The sequence below is a fragment of the Pantoea sp. SOD02 genome, from assembly GCF_024707505.1.
GTDB lineage: Bacteria > Pseudomonadota > Gammaproteobacteria > Enterobacterales > Enterobacteriaceae > Pantoea > Pantoea symbiotica.
Window position 1 is genome coordinate 422874 of record NZ_CP102605.1, and the last position, 19000, is coordinate 441873.

Below are 19000 nucleotides of genomic sequence, written 5' to 3' on the forward strand. Positions count from 1 at the left end.
TCTCCTTCAACCGGGGCACGTGAGGCTCGCCAATTGACTAATTGAACAAAAAAGTAACAGCTGTGAAAAAACGCGGCCAATATAGAGCCTTTTGACCTACATCACAATGATTAATTTTGTTTAGATTTGTTTATTACTTGTCTATATGAATCAGGGATTTGTTGAAGAATTCGTCGCTTAGATTATTTCGCCAGCATGACGCGGAAATGAATTGTGCATAAATAGCTGCAATTGTGGATAAAAAATGGCAACCCGCAGGTTGCCATTGATGTTCATACCCGGTTTAAAACCGCAAAATTAATGCTGGTGACCGCCGCCAACTTTGGTCCACGCATCCTGCCAGTTAGAGCCAGTGCCCGGTACGTAATGGGCCGCGTTGATGTTACACCAACCTGAATATGGGAATGGCTTACACTCAAACACTTCGCCAGTGGCTGGCTGCTGTACTTTGGTGCCTTCTTTGTACTGACCGATGCCAGCAGGATAGATGAAGTCAAAGTCGCCGCCCGCTTCGTTGCTCACCAGCTTGGTGGTGAACTCTTTCTGGAAGGTTTTGCCATCTTTCATCGTTCCAGTCACGACGACAGTGATATCACCTGCTTCAGCATTCCACAGGTTCACAGTCAAGTTTTGCGTTGCGTCCTCAATAACAACCGTACCGAAACCGATGTTTTCCTGCTTAGCGTTATAAGCCTTGGCGTTAATGACCATCTCACCACGCGCTTGAATGCCAAACTCTACCGGAGTCTGACCTTCTGTGATGGTGTAGTTATCGGCAATGTTGCTGAGCTCAAGACCTGGACGAGTATCCGCTTGCGCATTGACCTGCAGCTCGACGCGGGTGATCTGGCTTTCAGTCTGCGCATAAATGGTGTTGCTGCCGGCAACCGGCACCACATCACCATCTTTATTCTTCACGCCTGCACGGATGTCTTTAAAGGCATCGTTGATCTTATTTGCCAACGCCATTGACCAGGCATTCGGTTCACCAGCGGCTTCTGAATCGATATTCAGCGTGATACTCAAATCTTCACGTTCGCCGTTGGCGTCGAAGATACGAGCTTTAACGCTATCACCGGTTTCCAGCGTGCGCGAAGGCAGGATCGAACCGATAGTGCGTTTCCACACGGAAGCGACTTCGTCATATTCCACGTCGATGACTTTGTAGAAGGTCGCTGCGGTGTCGGAGACATCCCATGCACCGTAAATAATCTGATAGCCAGTACGCTCTGGCAGATTACAACTGTGAGTGGTTTTACCGGTAGAGGCTGCTGGGCCGCCAGGAATCACGCAGAATGGCGTCAGCTCGAACGCATCACGCGTCAGCGCCTGGTTTGGATTCCAATCCGCTTTGGTGATGTAGTATTTGAAATCGGCAATCGGGTGTGGCGCCGTGAAGGTCCAGGTAATGTCCATTGGACCAGATTCAACTTTATGCTTTACCCAACGATCGCTGCTCTGTGCATTCAGCGCGGTGCCCATCCAGTTGGTGCCGCCGCTGCCGCTGACCAGCTCACCGTTTTTTGGACCGGCTGCCGGGAAACCATCTGGACCTTCACCCACGCTTTGTGGCTCATATTGCGCCTGACCGCAGTTCAGGTTCGGGGTTTTAGCATCACGACACATTTGATCGCGTGACGCCGGTTCGCTGATATAGCCATGCGCTAATACGCCGCCGCTGAATGCCAGTGCAGAAACAGCCAGAGCAATTTTGGTTAATTTCATCATTTATTCCCTTATCCAAAGGTTTAAGTGGGCGTGTAGGGCGCCCGTTTTTCCTGACCTGTATTTCACAGGCAGCAGCAGGATAAGAAATTTGTTGGCAGATGCAGACTTAAAGGACATTAGAAGTATTAACGTCAAAAAAATATTATTTAGCCTTTGATTAACATCCTCCTTAATAAACACCTCTAACTTCTTAAAGGGCTTAAACAACCTTATTAGAGCTGTGATAAATATCGCTAACTGTTTAAAATTAGTGCAGTTAATTGACCTTTACCGGATTGATAATGAATAACCGTACACGTATTTGCGTATTTATTTTTATGGCTGCGGCGTTGAGTGGCTGCCAACAGCATCCGCCGGCAGCAGCATTGCAACCACAGCAGTTAAATCAGTTATCCGCGCTGGTAGCGGGAAGCAATTGGACGCGCGATTATTGCCAGCGCAGCGATATTCCTGACCAGCAGACATTAATGCGTGGCGCATTGAACCAGGCCACAAAGCGTGGCTGGAATACCGCGCAGATTCAACCGCAAATGTTGAACAACGCGATTAACCAACGTTACGATGCGTTGACGAGAGATAATCAAACTAACGCGCAGAAATGCGCAGCGCTGAATGTGGCTATAGCGTCATTTTTGAATCAGATGAGAGGGTGAAGTTTGTTGGTTTGCCTGGTACGCACAAATGCGTACCCGACGAAAAACACGTAAATCCATTGTAGGGTCGCCATTTATGGCGACCAATATCTATTCAATCAACGGATAAACAAACATTAACGCCCCGGCAAACGCTAGCATCGGGCCGAATGGCAACGGTTGGTGCAAAGGGCGCTTAAACAGCAGCGCGCGCAGAATAACCGTGACGATGCCAGCACCTGCGGCGATTAATAAAACCGTCGGTAGCATTTGCCAGCCCAACCAGGCACCTAACGCTGCCAGCAATTTTGCATCACCCAGCCCTAAAGCATCGATTCCGCGCCAGTAACGATAACCGGTGGCGAGCAGCCACAATGCCAGATAGCCGATCGCCGCTCCCAACACCGCATCATTCAATGAGCTCGGCAGCCACGCAAGTGCCTGTAGCACTAAGCCCAGCCACAAGAGTGATAGCGTCAGCGCATCGGGCAGCAGCTGGTGCTCAATATCAATCAGCGTCAGCGCCAGCAACATCCAGCACAGCAGCAGCGCTGCCAGCAAGGTCGTATCCCACGGCAGTAGCCAGGCTAGAAACAGGCTTAGGATTAACGTCGCCAGTTCCGTTGCGGGATAGCGCATGCTGATCGGATGGGCGCAGTGGTGACAGCGACCACGCAGCACCAGCCAGCTAAGCAACGGAATATTGTCGCGCTTGCGTAGCGCGTTGTGGCAATGCGGGCAGTGCGATGGCGGCAGTGCCAGACTCAACTTTTTCTCTGGCTGCAGAATCATCAGCGGCAATCGATAGACTACGACGTTAAGGAAGCTGCCGACGGAGAGCGCGAACAGGCTGCCTAATAACAGCATCAACCCATCATTCAGCATGCTTAAGCTCCAGATGTGTGAGCCGGACATGCTGCTTGTCACGGTGCATCTTCAACTCACTAACCTCAATGCCCCAGCGACCATCGAGTTCATTCAGCCACTGCAATAAAACCGGGAAGGAGATCGTGACTGCCTGCTTCAATTGCCAGCGATGATGATGTGATTCCACTTCCAGCGCCAAACCTTGCTGCTGCGCCAGTACATTGAGCGCTTCTGTTGAGGGCGCTTCACCCGATGGAGGGTATTTTTGCAATGCGGCTTCCCACGTCGGCAGCAGCTGTAACGCCTGCTGTTCGCGTGCAAAGGCCTGCTGGCTGTGAGCACGATATTCATCGGCTTGCTGCCAGCTCAGTTGCAGCATCAATCCTAAGCCAATCAACATTGCCACCAACAGCAACCCGCGCTCACGCGGCTGACGGGTTTGCCACCATCCTGATAAAAAGGTCATGATTTCCTGCTCAGCATTAATTGTGTCTCCTTCACAACCAGCTCAATGCCCTCAGGCGCGTCATTACTGACGGCGGCAGGCACCGCATCGCGAAACGTTAACTGTAATTGTTGCGTCGTACCATCCCACACCAGCGTTTGCAGTGGGTTTTCATGCAGTTTTCCGAGCAGGCTCGAAGCGTTGTGTAACAGGGCAAGCAAACCCGGATTGTCAGACAACTCAGCCGGCTGCGCTGCCTTACGGCTAAACGCGCGGCGCACCAGCTCAGGTGATTCAGCAGGAAAATAGTGCTGATAGCGCGTGAGTAATTGTTGGTTCAGCTGCGTTACCGCCTTTTGCGCCTGCCAGCCTTGCCATAAAGGGGGAAAGATGACGCTCAGCCAACACAGCATAATTGCGGTACCTAATGCTAAAAGGGGGAAACGCAGCGCTGGACGACGCGCAAATTCGCCGTGTAGCAGCGAGGTGCGACAGTCGCGTGCGCCTTGTGCCAGACGTAACAGGCTATCGCCCTCGTGCGGCGTTAGTGCCGACAGAGAAGGAAACTGTGTCAACGCATTGTCTGGCAGCGACAAGCCGGTTCCATCTTCCAGCCTCAGCAGCCATTGATCATCAAGGTACAAGCGTGTCCCGGCTTCCAGCGCCAGCGTCGCGGGCATTACACGTTGCGGCACAATGCCATGATCGTTCAGCGTTTGTAGCATCTGCTGCAGCTCGTCGCGGTTGATGGCAGCCATAAGATGCTCATCCCCGTGGCGCTCCACACTGACAATGTGCAGATTATCCATCTCTTCACTCAGCAGCGGCTCAAGTTGCCAGCTCAGTGATTGCCTGTTGGCATTTGGCAGCGTGACCCTGGCGAGTGTTACGTGCTCGGCGGCGATCAGCAGAATCGTGTCGATATCATCGGCTGCGGGTAGGTCCGCCAGGGTTTCGCCCTGTTGCGGGCGCTGGCCAACGCACTGGCGGCACCAACGCCATCCTTGCGCGTGCTGCAGAATAACCAGCCAGCCTTTTGGGCGTTTGTTGAGAAATTTCATGGCGCTTCACTTAATCCATATTGTCGGTGATGCAGGGTAAAACGGTCTTCATGGCGTACCCACTGACTGCGAATAGCAGCAAACTGCTGATCGTCGGCCAGCCAAAGCAGCAGCTCCCAATGCTGGCTTTCCAGCACGGCGATACTTTGCAAGGTGCTAACGGCCGATCCCGCGCCGCCGGGTAAGGCGCTGATAAACGCATCCAGCGTTGGCCAGCCGCGCTCGGGTTGGTTTTGCAGAAGAGACACGATCTGTGAGCGATCTTTTTCGCCCTCGAGCAGCGCCATCAACAGTGATGTCTGTCCCGCCTGCAACGCGTTAAGGTTAATCTTGAGTTCGCTGGTCGGTAAGGCACAAAGCAGTGGCGCGAGGTTTGACCAGCGCGGTTCGGCTAACAAGGCTAAATGACGAATCTCGGTCTTATCGGCCAGCAAAGGCCACTGTTTGTTGTCGCTGGCATTGAGCTGAGTGTGAATCTGCGCAAGCAGAGTGCCGATCGCCGCGTCATCCAAACCTTGTTGCCGCACTAAGTGGGCGAAAACACGTTGTGCCGCAGTGCGGTGAAACACGCCGTCCTTATCTATTCGGCCGTTTTGACCCAGCGCGTTGAGGTTGAAGCAGCGTTGCCGATCGCGCCAGCGATAGCTGACCGTTTGCTCGTCTAGCCGCAGCTGTTGTACGCGCTCATCCAGCGGTTTGTCGCCTTGATTGAGCAGCCAGGTTTCGGCGCCGCGTAGCGTCCATTGCGCCTGCTGTTGATATTGCTGGCTAGCGGTGCGCGTCAATGCATGCAGCCAGTGACGCTGGCCCGCTACTGCTAGCAACGCCATCAGCGCAATGATCAGCAGAACCGTAATTAATGCCATGCCACGCTGCGCCATTATTGTGCATTTCCAACTAACAGCACGCGCGTAATCTCACCCCAGCGCGCGGTAGTCAGCGTAATTTCAATCGCCTGTGGCAGGCTAAATTGTGAGGTCCAGCGATCTTGCCAGCGTCCCGACGAATAGAAGCGCATTGTAATTTGCTGAATGGCGGGAAAGGTGAGGGTAAGACCATCGTCCAGGCGTTGACGCGTTAAGGTTTGCTGAATGAAATCCCAGCGAACCTGTTGCAAAGTGGCGCGCGCATCTCCCTGTGGATTGAGCCAATTGCGGCGGGTGAATTGCAGCAGCGTCGCTTGCTGCTGAGCAACAAAAGCCGGTTGTTGCCGAATGACGGCATTGGGCAGAATCAGCGCGTGTTTGAGATCCTGTTCCAGTAACGCAAACAGGCGATTCAACTCACTCAACTGTTGCGAATGTTGCTGTGATTGTTGCTGTGCGCGCAGGCTGCCCTGCAACAGTTGATAGCCTGCCAGACTGAGCAGCGCAAAGATCGCCAGCGCCAGTAACATCTCCAGCAGGGTAAAGCCGCGTTGGGGATTCATTGCGTCACCCAACTATACAGGCGCACCAGCGGCGCACCTTCTGCATGATTGCGCCACACTGCGATTTCGATGCGCTGCACGCGCGGCTGCGTGGTGGGCAATTTCTGCACTTGCCAGTGCCAGCGTTCGCCTGCCATTTGCACGTCCAGCACGCCAGCATTCTGCTGTGCAGAGAGTTGCAGCAGCACAAGCTGATTCTCTGCAACCCAGCCGGCGATCTGTTTTTGCTCAAGATAGTGAAGATTACGCACCCGTTCATGCTGCGTTTGCATCAGTGCCAACCCGGCAATGGCCAGCAGCGCGAGCGCAATCATCACTTCAATCAGCGTCATGCCTTGTTGATTCATAATGGCAAGGTGGCAGATAAGCTGGCGGGATTAAGCGCCAATTGCTGGACTTCGCCGGCAGCCGATCGAAATTCAATTTCAGCTTGCGTCATGTCGCCATCCGGCAAAAACCATAATGTGGCGGGCAGGGCGTGTGCGGTATCGCCGCGCAGGCGGAGTTCACCGTTTTTAATCGTTCCCTGGGCTGACGTGCCGACCACCGGATGCCAGACAGTACCGGGCAATGGCCCTTTTTCACCGGCTTCACCGCCGGTGAGCGTTGAGAGTTGCCAGCGATCGCTGTGAAGTTGTAAGCGCCAAATACGCGCTTCCAGCTGCGCCTGTTCCCATGCCCAGCGCGCACTATCCTGCAGCTGTTCCAGCGGTTGCGCCGTTTTGTTCTCGGGCATCGCCGCCGCCACCAAGCGTGTCACCACACCCAGCAACATTAGCACCATCATGATTTCTAACAGCGTGAAACCCTGACTTCTGTTCTTCATGGTTATTCGCTGCCGTCCAGCTGCCAGTTATTGACATCATCTTCGCTGCCAGTTTCGCCATCCGCGCCCATAGAGAACAGGTCAATAGCACCGTGTTTGCCTGGACTGACCAGGCGATAATCGTTGCCCCAGGGATCTTGTGGCAAGCGGCGGATATAGCCATCGCTGCGATAGTTGCGCGGTTGCGGGGCGATCGCTGGTGCTGTGACCAGCGCCTTTAAACCCTGTTCAGTGGTGGGATAGCGGCCATTATCCAGCTTGTACATGTCGAGAGCATTCTCCAGCGTGACAATGTCACTTACCGCTTTCTGTCGATCGGCACGATCTTTATTACCCATCAAGCTGGGGATCACCAAACTGGCGAGCACGCCAAGAATCACTATCACTACCATGATTTCCAGCAGCGTAAAGCCACGCTGGCGTTGAGTCTGTTCCATTAAGTTTTATCCTGTCAGTGAGTTGAGCTGCAAAATCGGCTGCAAAATAGCGAGGATGATGAACAGCACAATCGCTGCCATCACCACAATCAGTAAGGGTTCGAACAGGCTTACCGCTATTGTCATCTGGCTGACAAAAGCCTGATCCTGAATATCGGCGGTGCGCTTGAGCATCGCATCCAGCTCGCCGCTGCTTTCACCGCTGGCGATCATATGGCGCATCATCGGCGTGAGCAGTTGTGAAGCCTCCAGCGCCTGCGTCAGCGTGACACCTTCGCGCACACGTTCGGCGGCAAGCTGCAGGCGTTCACGAATAAAGACATTACTCAGCACAGCTGCGCTGATGGCCATGCCTTCCAGAAGGGGAACGGCGCTATGGGTAAGAATGCTGAGGGTGCGCGCATAGCGCGCCAGGTTGAGATTTAAAGTGATGCGACCGATCACCGGCAATTGCAGCATGCGTTGATGCCAGCGCAGTTGCAGCGTCGGATGGCGCAGGGCTCGTTGGCACAGCAGCAGAAGTGTAACGATGGCGATTAACAGTTTCGGTCCAAACTGCTGCGCTGCGCTGCTTAATTGCATCAGAATTCGCGTGCTGGCAGGTAAATTCTGTTGCATATGGCTGAACTGCGCCACCACTTCAGGCACCACCGCCACCAGCAAAATCCCCACCACCGACATCGCCACCACGGTAAGCAACAGCGGATAGATCATCGCCTGTAACAGTTTGCTTTTTAGTTTCTCGCCCTTCTCGCTGTAATCCGCCAGTTGCTCCAGCACACGATCCAGTCGGCCGGAAGCTTCACCCGCGCTGATCATCGCCTGATACAAGGGGGAAAAGGTCTTCGGAAACAGCGCAACTGCTTCAGCCAGCGAGCTGCCTTCCAGCACGCGCTGACGCAAAGTATCGATCAGCTGGCGCTGCTGCGGTTTTTCACTCTGCTGGGACAGCGCCTGCAACGATTGCGCCAGCGGTAAATTCGCGCCGGTTAGGGTAGCGAGCTGGCGCATCATCAACACGAAATCACGGGATTTAATGCGACCTGACTTTGCGCGCGAGGCTGCGGCACATTTTAACGATAACGGCTGCCAGCGACGCTCACGCAGCAGTTGCCGCGCGTGGCGGGCGTTATCGGCTTCGATGGTGCCGCGCTGGGTCTTACCCCGGTCGTCGCGTGCCACAAAGCGGAAGTGCATCAATATCCCTCCCGAGAGACGCGCAGCACCTCTTCAAGGGACGTGATCCCAGCCAGTGCTTTATCCAGACCGTCCTGCATCAGTGAGATACGTTGAGTGATATGTTGTTGTAATACCTGCTCATTCAATCCCTGGCTGATGGCGCTGCGCAGCGCATCATCCACGACAACCAGCTCATGAATGCCGGTACGACCACGATAGCCGCTGTGGTTGCACGTGGCGCAGCCTTGTGACTGAAAAAGCGGGGCGCTGAGCGTCAGGCCACCCAGTCCGTAGCGGGTTAACACATGATTCTCGGGTTGCCATGGCTGTTTACAGGCTTCACAGAGTTTGCGTACCAGGCGCTGGGCTAACACCGCGCTCAGGGCATTCGCCAGCAAAAAGGGTTCGATGCCCATATCACGCAGGCGTTCTATTGCACCCAACGCGCTGTTGGTGTGCAGCGTAGAGAGCACCAGATGGCCGGTCAGCGAGGCTTGCACGGCAATTTGTGCCGTTTCGCTGTCGCGGATCTCACCAATCATCACCACATCCGGATCCTGACGCAAAATGGCGCGCAGCCCACGTGCAAAGGTCATGTTAACTTTGGCATTGACCTGCGTTTGACCGATGCCTTCCAGTTCGTATTCAACGGGATCTTCAATGGTAAGAATGTTTTTTTCCGGGCGATAAAGCGCGCGCAAGGCGGCATACAGCGTGGTGCTTTTTCCCGAACCCGTTGGGCCGGTTACCAGGATGATGCCGTGTGGCAGCTGCAATTGCTGCTGTAAACGCTGACACAGCGGCGCATGCATGCCGGTATTTTCCAGCGACAGATCGAGGCTGTTTTTATCGAGGATACGCAACACCACGCGTTCGCCGTGACTGGCGGGCAGCGTTGAAACGCGGACATCCACGCTGCGGCCGGCAATGCGCAATGTTATGCGACCATCCTGCGGCAGGCGTTTTTCCGCGATATCCAGTTTTGCCATCACTTTGAGGCGCGAAATGAGATAGCGGCTGAGCTGTACTGGCGGCGTCAGCACCTGACGCAGCATGCCATCAATGCGGAAACGCACGCTGAGCAGCTTTTCGAACGGCTCAATGTGCACGTCCGAAGCGCCTTCACGCACCGCTTCACTGAGGATCGCATTGATCAAGCGGATTACTGGCGCACCATCGTCGCTATCCAGCAGTTCATTTTCATCCGGTAAAGCATCAACCAGTTCATCCAGATCGAGGCTTTGACCAATTTCGCTCACCATTTGCTGCGAAGCGTTGTTCTGCTGATAACAGGTGCTAGCGAGTTGCTGAAACTGTTCATCGCTGACCGTTTCAATCCGCGCATCAGGACAACGGCGTCGCGCCTCCGCCAGCGCAGCAAAGCGGATGCTCGATTTGCAACAGAGTCGCGGAGGCTGTTCTGGCAGCAGCACAATGTCGTGCTGCTGCACCCAGTTCCACGGCAAAAGCGGCGTACTCATCGCGCCGCCCGATTGAAGTCGTTAATCAGTTGCACAGTCTCATCCAGCGCCTGGTTGTTCTGGCTTCCACCGAGGATCTGATTAAAGCCGCGCTCAATGCTGCGTGCGGCAGGTGAGCCCTGCAGCGCATCGCCAAATTTATTACGCTGCGATTCGGTGCTAACGCTGTAATCCGCCTGGCTGCGAATGATGGTTGGACGGATAAACAACATCAGATTGCGTTTGCTGCTTTTCTCCGACTGATAGCGGAACAAACCACCCACCAACGGAATTTTGCCTAACAGCGGCACGCTATTGGTAACGCGTGAACCGCTGTTATCCAGCAGTCCGCCCACCACAACGGTGTTGCCGCTGCTGACCTGCACCGCATTGCGTACCGTGCGGGTGTTGAAAGTGGGGCCGAGATTATCTTTGCTGGCCGCTTCTGACACGCTGGAGACTTCCTGCTCAATCTCCATCATCACCGCATTGCCTTTACTGATTTGCGGCTTTACTTTGAGCTTAATGCCCACGCTGCGTCGCGATACGGTTTGGTAAATGTTGTCGCCGCTGGTGGTTTGTGAACCGGTCAGCACCGGAACATCCTGGCCAACGGTGAATTCCGCTTCCATATTGTCGAGCGTGACGATGCTCGGCGTGGCGAGAATATTGTTTTCACTGTTGGTTTGCAGTGCGGTGAATAAACCCGACCAGTTGCCGCGATAAAAACCGGCGGCAAGGCCGTTCATCTTGGCCAGTGCTTCACCCATGCCGCCTGCGGAGAGCCCGGTGACTGGCGTGCCGGTATCGGTGAACTGCGTACCGCCGCCGCGCTGATTGAACCACTGCACGCCGAGCGCCAAACCATCGGCATCCTCGACTTCAACGATGATGGCTTCGACTAAAACCTGGGCGCGATCGATATCCAACAGTTGAATGACGTGTTCCAGCTCGGCAACACTCTCCGGCGGTGCGTTGATCACCAGCGAATTGGTGTGTTTATCGGCTTTTACCACCACGTCTTTCATGACGCTGATGGCCGGAATCGCGGTGCCGCCTTCGGTGCGGGTATCACCTTGCGGATTGATGCCGGTTAACACTTCCAGCAGGTTTTCGGCTTTGGCGTGTTTGAGGTAAATCACTTTGGCATTGCTGCGCCGCACCTGCTTAGCATCAAGTTCGCGCGCGGCCGCAAGCAATGATTGACGGGCTGACGCCTCACCGCTGATTAATAACGCATTGGTTCGGCTATCGGCCACGGCTTTGGCTGCGGCTTTACTGTGCAGGTTGTTCAGCAACTCCGCCACCTGCGGCGCTGCTGCATTGTCTAAGATGATTTTATCCAAGCTGTGATCGTCAGGCAGATCGACACTTTCAACAATCGCCACTAATTGTTCGATGACGGCGGCGCGCCCGGTCATCAGTAGCACATTGCTGGGATCGTAATGCACCACGCTGCCTGCCGCAGCATCATTCAACTGACGCAGCAGGGGCGCGAGATCTTTAGCGGTGACAAATTGCAGCGGCACCACGCGGGTAATCAACTCATCCCCAGCGCGGATTTCGCCATTTTTGGAGAGGGGAATCACGCCGCTTTTGGCATTCTTCGACGGCACCACTTTCAGCACGCCGTTTTTCATGTTGAGAACCGAGAAGCCATACACATCTAACACGCTGAGAAAGAACTGGTAATACTGCTCTTCATCCAGCAGTTCATGGCTGCGCACGCTGATATGGCCTTTGACGCTGGGGTCAAGAATGATGGTTTTCCTGAGGTTTTTGCTCACCGTATTAATAAACTCGCCAATTTCAGCGTTTTTAAAACTGGCGTCATACTCGTCTGCCTGAACCACAAACGTCATCAGGCAGAGCAACAAAAGAAATTTTTTCATAATTGGTGCAGTCATCGCGGACTGCCTGATTCCATTAAGAGCGATTCGTAGTGGCCGCGATTTTGCACAATCACGCGATCGGGGAAGATGTGAGCCACGTTCGCGGCGTATCCCGGCAGCGCATTATCACTGGACACAGTGAACTGCTGTTGATTGTCTGAGAGGATCGCCAGACTTTGATGAGCCGAACGTTGATGAACAATGCCCATCACTTTGAGTGGCAAAGTGCTGCGCGGTGCATCGCGCAGACGCGCATCGTTAGCGGCCATCTCACTGACCGCAAATGGCGACCACGCCTGTTTTTCACTGAACAACGCGAGATTCAAAGCTGATGCGCGCGGGGCGTTTTGCGCTGTCACGGGCGATAGCGGTAGCTCGATTGAGATTGCGTTGCCTGCTGTGAGCGTCATCATCAGTCGCAGTAGCGCCGCGAGCAGCAGCAGCGCACTGAGTAGCCAGATGAGAAGATGTCGCCATTGAATACAGGCATGAGCAACTGCGCGAATATCCATTTTGCTTAGAACAGCGAACGCGCAAAGGAGAGCAGCTGCGGCAGCAATTTACGCGGTTCTTCGGGCATAGCGTCTCCACAACCGTGCAGTTCGCGCAATAAGGGTTCATTGAGCTTTAAGCCGTAATAGGGCACCGTGACAATTAAGTTGGCGGGTAAACCATTGCGTTGTAGCAGGGCGCGAAACTGAAACACCAACTGGTGGTAATTGTTATCACGAATACGTTGGTGATTATCGTTCCAGACCACTTTAATTATCTCGCGTTTGCAGCTTATTTTATTCAGCATGCAGAGCATTAAACGCTTTTGCGCTTCGTTAACAGAGAACGTAATCGACTGTTGGGGTAGCGTGATTTTATTATAGGCGCAGTCTAACAGCAGGATGTCTTCATAATTAAGCTGTCCGGACGTAAGTAATAGCTGTGCCTGTTCATCAGTGAGCATGTGAATTGTCTCTGTGAAATTTTCGCTAAAATAATAAGATGAGAATGTATTAGCTATAAGAGCACTCTCGTAATGATCTTATAAGCACTCGCTCATACGAGGTCGTAGCGCTTTACCGTTCGTTTATTGTTTCACTGCCGCCGTACATGGGAGATGACTAATAATCTGAGTGCGGCACAAGCAAAGGGATATTTAGATTTCATAATAAAACACCCTGTGAATAAAAACGGCTGAGAGAATATCGCCCTCAATCCCAATGATCAATAGACTAAATGAGGATTAACGCGTAAAGAAATAAAATCTCAGATTAAAGTAAGGTTTTTTCAGGTATTAACATTATTTATGAGTTAAAGTAAGGCCCTTTCAGTGTTCAATCAGGCTCGCTAAGCATATTGGTTTTTTTAAGGCATCAAGAATATAAGAGCGCTCTCAAATAGAGCGTCCTGAGATATAGAGTGAAAGGAGAAATAATATGGATTAAGAATTAAGATTGCTGCTTAAACATCAGAATTGCTTCCTGCACATTGCTGGTCGCCAGAGACATAATGCAGTCATTATTCAGGTAGACATCATATTGCCCGGCATTAAATCGAAACACATAGAGATCGCCGCGATAGCGCAGCCCTTTAGTTTTAATCCCAATGTGATGACGGCGCAAAGCAGCCTGCGACAGTCGGTCATTATCGGTTCTCATTGTCACTCCTCCACTTAGCGTTTTTTAGCCAAAACCGGACATAGTCTCGGGTCCGAACCTTAACATAACCTTAAGAAGAGTATAGTTAATAATCCACATCTTTTTCATGCCTACTTTCTTCTACGAAACTTCAACATTTAAGAAAAAAGCCAGCTTGTGTTTCAGCCATTTAATGTTGGGTTAAGTTTTCCTGCGTATCTTGTTTCCTCAGGCGATAAAAAAGCCCTACTAATGTGTTTTAAGGAGCCCAAGAAAGTTAACAGTTTGTGCTGTCAAATTTGTACGGTTTAACCTACGTTTAAACAGCAAGTTACTTAATGTTGTTGTGGTATCAATCGATTGCACATTTTTACATGGTCCTGATGCAGGAAACTCAAGGCGTTAAACGTTAAGGTAAACTTATGACTTTCCTTCCATTTTCGCGCCCATCTTTGGGCGAGGAAGAGTTAGCTGCGGTAAAAGCAGTATTTGAATCAGGCTGGATTACTACGGGCCCGAAAAATGCTGAACTGGAAGAGGCTTTTTGCCAGCTCACCGGTAATCAGCATGCGATTGCCGTCAGCTCCGCCACGGCAGGGATGCATGTCACACTGCTGGCGCTGAATATTCAGCCTGGCGATGAAGTGATCACGCCGTCTCTGACCTGGGTTTCCACCATTAACATCATCACACTGCTCGGTGCGACGCCGGTGATGATCGATATCGATCGCGACACATTAATGGTGACGCCGGAGCAGATTGAAGCGGCGATCACGCCGCGCACGCGCGCCATCATTCCGGTGCATTACGCGGGCGCCCCAGCCGATTTGGATGCCATCCGCGCCATCGGTGAGCGTCATGGCATTCCGGTGATTGAAGACGCCGCCCACGCTGCGGGCTGCTACTACAAAGGCAGGCACGTTGGTCAACAGGGCACGGCGATCTTCTCCTTCCACGCCATCAAAAACATGACCTGCGCCGAAGGTGGCTTGATTGTGACTGATGATGCGGCGCTGGCCGACCGCATGCGCAGCCTGAAATTCCACGGCCTCGGCGTCGATGCTTACGATCGCCACACACATGGCCGCAAGCCGCAGGCGGAAGTGATCATGCCGGGCTTCAAATACAACTTGCCGGATATCAGCGCCGCCATTGCATTGGTGCAGCTGAAAAAACTGCCCGCCATCAATGAACGCCGCGCGGCGATTGCGCAACGTTATCTCACCGAACTGGCGGATACGCCGTTTCTACCGCTGACGCAGCCAGAATGGTCGCATCAGCACGCGTGGCATCTGTTCATTATTCGTGTTGATGAAGCGCAATGCGGCCTTTCCCGCGATGCATTAATGGAAACACTTAAAGCGCAGGATATCGGCACCGGCCTGCATTTCCGTGCTGCACACACTCACAAATATTACCGCGAACGCTATCCGCAGCTCTCACTGCCGCACACCGAATGGAATAGCGATCGCATTTGCTCAATCCCGTTGTTCCCTGATATGCGCGACGAAGATGTCACGCGCGTGATTAGTGCATTGCGTCAGATCGCTGGAGTTTGACATGTTGGAAGAAAAAGCCATTCGTAAAGTCTCCGTGGTGATCCCGGTGTACAACGAAGAGGAGAGCCTGCCGGAATTAGTACGTCGTACCGATGCGGCCTGCGCGGAATTAGGTCTGGAGTACGAGATTCTTCTGGTTGATGACGGTAGCAGCGATCGCTCAGGTGAGATGATTGCTGACGCTGCGGATATGCCGGGCAGCCATGTGGTTGGCGTTCTACTCAATCGTAATTACGGCCAGCACTCGGCGATCATGGCGGGCTTTAGCCACGTGAGCGGCGATTTGATCATCACGCTGGATGCCGATCTGCAAAATCCGCCGGAAGAGATCCCGAACCTGGTGAAAGCCGCGCAGCAGGGCTATGACGTGGTGGGCACCGTGCGTCAGAACCGTCAGGACAGCTGGTTCCGTCGTCGCGCCTCACGCACCATCAATCACCTGATTCAGCGCGTCACCGGCAAAGCGATGGGCGATTACGGCTGCATGTTGCGCGCTTATCGCCGTCATATTGTTGATGCGATGCTGAACTGCCACGAACGCAGCACCTTTATTCCCATCCTCGCTAACACCTTTGCGCGCCGCACCATTGAGCTGCCGGTGGCGCATGCAGAGCGCGAGTTTGGCGATTCAAAATACAGCTTTATGCGGCTGATTAACCTGATGTATGACCTGGTGACTTGCCTGACCACCACGCCGCTGCGTCTGCTGAGTATCGTCGGCAGCCTGATTGCGCTGGCCGGTTTTGCCTTCTCGCTGATTCTGATTGTGCTGCGTCTGTTCTTCGGCGCCGCCTGGGCCGGCGATGGCGTGTTCCTGCTATTCGCCGTGCTGTTTATTTTTGTCGGCGCGCAGTTTATCGGCATGGGGTTACTCGGCGAATACATCGGCCGCATTTACAACGATGTACGCGCCCGTCCGCGCTACTTCATCCAACGTGTGATTCACCCACAGCAAAAAGCCTCATCTGTACAGGAAATTGAGCAATGAAAACTGTCGTCTTCGCCTACGCCGAAATGGGCTGTGCGGGTATTTCTGCACTTCTGAACGCTGGCTATGAAATTAGCGCTATTTTTACCCACTCAGACACAGGAACTGAGAGCCACTTTTTTGACTCCGTTGCGCGTTTAGCCGCTGAGCAGGGCATTCCGGTCTATGCGCCGGAAGATGTGAATCATCCGCTGTGGGTCGATCGCATTAAAACCATGGCACCGGATTACATCTTCTCCTTCTACTATCGTGCTTTGCTGAACGACAGCATCCTCAACTGCGCAAAACTGGGTGCCTTTAACCTGCACGGTTCGCTGCTGCCTAAATACCGTGGCCGCGCACCGCTGAATTGGGTGCTGGTCAATGGCGAAACCGAAACCGGCGTAACCTTGCACCGCATGGTGAAACGCGCCGATGCCGGTGACATCGTGGCGCAACAGCGCGTCGCGATTGACGAGCAGGACAACGCATTAACACTGCATCGCAAATTGGTGGCCTGCGCCACAGAAGTACTAAATGGCGCGTTACCGGCGGTAAAACGGGGTGATATCGTCACCACGCCACAAAACGAAAGTGAAGCCACTGTTGTCGGTCGTCGCACACCGGAAGATGGTCGCATCAAATGGGAAGCCCCGGCGCAGACGGTCAACAACCTGGTGCGTGCTGTAACTTATCCGTGGCCGGGCGCGTTTGCCTTCGCCGGCACCGTGAAATTCGTGGTGTGGAAAAGCCGTGTGCATAACGTTGATCACCACGCCAAACCGGGCACCGTATTGTCTGTTGAGCCGTTCCTCATCGCCTGCGGTGAAGGTGCGCTGGAAGTGATGACCGGTCAAAGCGATAACGGCGTCTTCATGAACGGCAGTCAGCTGGCGCAAAACCTCGGTATGGTGAAGGGCGCATTGCTTTATTCTCAGCCGGTGGCAGCGGTAAAACGTCGTACGCGCGTGCTGATCCTCGGCGTGAACGGCTTTATCGGTAACCACCTCACTGAGCGTCTGCTGCAGGATGATAACTTTGAAGTATACGGTTTAGACATCGGTTCTGATGCCATCAGCCGTTTCCTCGATCAGCCGCGCTTCCACTTTGTCGAAGGCGACATCAGCATTCACTCAGAATGGATCGAATATCACATTAAGAAGTGTGATGTGGTGCTGCCATTGGTGGCGATTGCCACGCCGATTGAGTACACGCGCAATCCGCTGCGCGTGTTCGAACTCGATTTTGAAGAGAACCTCAAAATCATTCGTGACTGTGTGAAGTACAAAAAGCGCATCATTTTCCCATCGACCTCCGAAGTGTACGGCATGTGTACTGACAAACATTTCGATGAGGATCACTCCAATCTGGTTGTTGGGCCGATCAATAAACAGCGCTGGATCTACTCCGTTTCTAAGCAGCTGCTGGACCGCGTGATTTGGGCTTACGGTGAGAAAGAAGGGCTGCGCTTTACCCTGTTCCGTCCGTTTAACTGGATGGGACCGCGCCTCGATAACCTGAATGCCGCACGTATCGGCAGTTCGCGTGCGATCACACAGCTGATCCTCAATCTGGTAGAAGGTTCACCGATTAAGCTGATCGATGGCGGTGCACAGAAGCGCTGCTTCACCGATATTCGTGACGGCATTGAAGCGCTGTTCCGCATCATCGAGAACAAGCAGAACAACTGCGATGGTCAGATCGTCAACATTGGTAACCCGGATAACGAAGCCAGCATCAAAGAGTTGGCCGAACGTCTGCTGGCGAGTTTTGAACGTCACCCGCTGCGCAGCAACTTCCCGCCGTTTGCCGGATTCCGTGAAGTAGAAAGCAGCAGCTATTACGGTAAAGGTTATCAGGACGTGGAACACCGCAAGCCGTCGATCAAAAACGCGCGTCGTCTGCTGGACTGGACGCCAACCGTCGAGATGGATACCACCATTGATAACACGCTGGACTTCTTCCTGCGCACCGTTGAGCTGCAGGATAAGCCATGAAAAAAGTAGGTTTGCGCGTCGATGTAGATACCTGGCGCGGCACCCAATTCGGGGTGCCGGCGCTACTGGAGCAATTCAGTCTGCATCAGCTGCAGGCCAGTTTTTTCTTCAGTGTTGGACCGGACAATATGGGGCGCCACTTGTGGCGCCTGTTAAAACCGCGCTTCCTGTGGAAAATGCTGCGTTCGCGCGCAGCATCTCTTTACGGCTGGGATATCTTGCTGGCCGGCACTGCGTGGCCGGGACGGGAAATTGGTCGCGGTTTGGAGGAGATCATCAGCGCCACCGCCGATCATCACGAAGTCGGTTTGCATGCCTGGGATCACTTTGCCTGGCAAACCTGGGCGGGCGTGTGGCCGCAAGAGAAACTGGTTGAGCAGATAGAACGTGGGAAACAGGCGTTAGAAGCGATCATTGGTGACAATGTCACTTGTTCAGCCGTGGCGGGTTGGCGGGCAGACGGTCGCGTAGTGGCAGCTAAGCAACAGTTTGGCTTCAGCTACAACAGCGACTGCCGCGGTACGGGCCCATTTCTGCCCATTCTTAGCGATGGCAGTATCGGCACGGTACAAATTCCGGTGACCTTGCCCACCTGGGATGAAGTGGTGGGACAATCGGTCAGCGCTGAAGGTTTTAACGACTTCATTCTCGAACAGATCCATGCTGCAACGGGTTCGCCGGTCTACACCATTCATGCCGAAGTAGAAGGGATTGTCGGACTTAAGGCGTTCGCCGATCTGCTTAGACGTGCAGAAGAGCAGGACATTGAGTTTTGTCCACTCAGCGCCTTGTTACCCGACGATCTCTCTACGCTGCCACAGGGCAACATCGTGCGCGGGCATATTCCCGGACGCGAAGGCTGGCTAGGCTGCCAGCGTTAATATCTACAGGAA

General features: G+C 53.5%; 20 protein-coding genes. 5 read left to right on the forward strand and 15 right to left on the reverse strand.

The genetic code is table 11. The annotated features are described in order from the left end of the window. Nucleotides 1-297: 297 nt before the first annotated feature. Complete coding sequence (gene gbpA / locus NR302_RS21420) at nucleotides 298-1728, reverse strand: N-acetylglucosamine-binding protein GbpA (protein WP_258145795.1); 1431 nt, start codon at nucleotides 1726-1728, stop codon at nucleotides 298-300. Nucleotides 1729-1988: 260 nt separating this feature from the next. Between gbpA and gspS the strand changes: the two genes are divergently transcribed. Then, nucleotides 1989-2381 (forward strand): type II secretion system pilot lipoprotein GspS, encoded by a 393-nt coding sequence (gene gspS, locus NR302_RS21425; protein WP_258145796.1) that lies wholly within the window; start codon nucleotides 1989-1991, stop codon nucleotides 2379-2381. 90 nt (nucleotides 2382-2471) lie between these two features. On the opposite strand, the gene NR302_RS21430 is transcribed toward gspS, so the two are convergent. From NR302_RS21430 to NR302_RS21495, 14 genes are all read right to left on the reverse strand, one after another. Beyond that, entirely contained in the window at nucleotides 2472-3245 is a 774-nt protein-coding gene (locus NR302_RS21430; protein ID WP_258145797.1) for an A24 family peptidase, read from the reverse strand. Further along, entirely contained in the window at nucleotides 3235-3693 is a 459-nt protein-coding gene (locus tag NR302_RS21435) for a type II secretion system protein M (RefSeq protein ID WP_258145798.1), read from the reverse strand. The genes NR302_RS21430 and NR302_RS21435 overlap by 11 nt, the downstream gene beginning before the upstream one ends. Further along, nucleotides 3690-4733: a type II secretion system protein GspL gene (gspL, locus tag NR302_RS21440; RefSeq protein WP_258145799.1), complete on the reverse strand. Its 1044-nt coding sequence runs from the start codon at nucleotides 4731-4733 to the stop codon at nucleotides 3690-3692. The genes NR302_RS21435 and gspL overlap by 4 nt, the downstream gene beginning before the upstream one ends. Next, the gene (locus NR302_RS21445; RefSeq protein ID WP_258145801.1) at nucleotides 4730-5599 is read right to left on the reverse strand and encodes a type II secretion system protein GspK; all 870 of its coding nucleotides are present in this window, start codon (nucleotides 5597-5599) and stop codon (nucleotides 4730-4732) included. The genes gspL and NR302_RS21445 overlap by 4 nt, the downstream gene beginning before the upstream one ends. Before the next feature lie 14 nt (nucleotides 5600-5613). After that, on the reverse strand, nucleotides 5614-6162 hold the full coding sequence (gene gspJ, locus NR302_RS21450; protein ID WP_258145802.1) for a type II secretion system minor pseudopilin GspJ: 549 nt from the start codon (nucleotides 6160-6162) through the stop codon (nucleotides 5614-5616). Next, complete coding sequence (gene gspI / locus NR302_RS21455) at nucleotides 6159-6509, reverse strand: type II secretion system minor pseudopilin GspI (protein ID WP_258145803.1); 351 nt, start codon at nucleotides 6507-6509, stop codon at nucleotides 6159-6161. The genes gspJ and gspI overlap by 4 nt, the downstream gene beginning before the upstream one ends. Then, nucleotides 6506-6988 (reverse strand): type II secretion system protein, encoded by a 483-nt coding sequence (locus tag NR302_RS21460; RefSeq protein ID WP_258145804.1) that lies wholly within the window; start codon nucleotides 6986-6988, stop codon nucleotides 6506-6508. Before NR302_RS21460 ends, gspI begins: the two co-directional genes overlap by 4 nt. 2 nt (nucleotides 6989-6990) lie before the next feature. Beyond that, nucleotides 6991-7425, reverse strand: coding sequence for a type II secretion system major pseudopilin GspG (gene gspG / locus NR302_RS21465; protein WP_258145806.1), 435 nt, complete (start codon nucleotides 7423-7425; stop codon nucleotides 6991-6993). 6 nt (nucleotides 7426-7431) lie between these two features. Further along, nucleotides 7432-8625: a type II secretion system inner membrane protein GspF gene (gene gspF, locus NR302_RS21470; RefSeq protein ID WP_374990660.1), complete on the reverse strand. Its 1194-nt coding sequence runs from the start codon at nucleotides 8623-8625 to the stop codon at nucleotides 7432-7434. Next, nucleotides 8622-10085, reverse strand: a complete 1464-nt coding sequence (gene gspE, locus NR302_RS21475) for a type II secretion system ATPase GspE (protein WP_258145808.1) — start codon at nucleotides 10083-10085, stop codon at nucleotides 8622-8624. Before gspE ends, gspF begins: the two co-directional genes overlap by 4 nt. Then, complete coding sequence (gspD, locus tag NR302_RS21480; protein ID WP_258145809.1) at nucleotides 10082-11956, reverse strand: type II secretion system secretin GspD; 1875 nt, start codon at nucleotides 11954-11956, stop codon at nucleotides 10082-10084. The genes gspE and gspD overlap by 4 nt, the downstream gene beginning before the upstream one ends. 11 nt (nucleotides 11957-11967) lie before the next feature. Next, complete coding sequence (locus tag NR302_RS21485) at nucleotides 11968-12468, reverse strand: type II secretion system protein N (protein ID WP_258145810.1); 501 nt, start codon at nucleotides 12466-12468, stop codon at nucleotides 11968-11970. Nucleotides 12469-12473: 5 nt separating this feature from the next. Continuing rightward, on the reverse strand, nucleotides 12474-12911 hold the full coding sequence (locus NR302_RS21490) for a hypothetical protein (RefSeq protein ID WP_154191378.1): 438 nt from the start codon (nucleotides 12909-12911) through the stop codon (nucleotides 12474-12476). Between the two features lie 484 nt (nucleotides 12912-13395). Then, nucleotides 13396-13605: a hypothetical protein gene (locus NR302_RS21495; protein ID WP_258145811.1), complete on the reverse strand. Its 210-nt coding sequence runs from the start codon at nucleotides 13603-13605 to the stop codon at nucleotides 13396-13398. 401 nt (nucleotides 13606-14006) lie between these two features. Between NR302_RS21495 and arnB the strand changes: the two genes are divergently transcribed. From arnB to arnD, 4 genes are read left to right on the forward strand one after another with little or no spacing between them, the layout of a single operon-like run. Beyond that, nucleotides 14007-15143, forward strand: a complete 1137-nt coding sequence (gene arnB, locus NR302_RS21500) for a UDP-4-amino-4-deoxy-L-arabinose aminotransferase (RefSeq protein WP_258145812.1) — start codon at nucleotides 14007-14009, stop codon at nucleotides 15141-15143. Nucleotide 15144: 1 nt separating this feature from the next. Beyond that, nucleotides 15145-16131 carry an undecaprenyl-phosphate 4-deoxy-4-formamido-L-arabinose transferase gene (gene arnC, locus NR302_RS21505; RefSeq protein WP_258145813.1) on the forward strand — a complete coding sequence of 329 codons (987 nt, stop codon included), beginning with the start codon at nucleotides 15145-15147 and terminating at the stop codon, nucleotides 16129-16131. Then, nucleotides 16128-18107, forward strand: a complete 1980-nt coding sequence (gene arnA, locus NR302_RS21510) for a bifunctional UDP-4-amino-4-deoxy-L-arabinose formyltransferase/UDP-glucuronic acid oxidase ArnA (protein ID WP_258145814.1) — start codon at nucleotides 16128-16130, stop codon at nucleotides 18105-18107. Before arnC ends, arnA begins: the two co-directional genes overlap by 4 nt. Further along, nucleotides 18104-18988, forward strand: a complete 885-nt coding sequence (gene arnD / locus NR302_RS21515) for a 4-deoxy-4-formamido-L-arabinose-phosphoundecaprenol deformylase (RefSeq protein ID WP_258145816.1) — start codon at nucleotides 18104-18106, stop codon at nucleotides 18986-18988. The genes arnA and arnD overlap by 4 nt, the downstream gene beginning before the upstream one ends. Nucleotides 18989-19000: the final 12 nt, after the last annotated feature.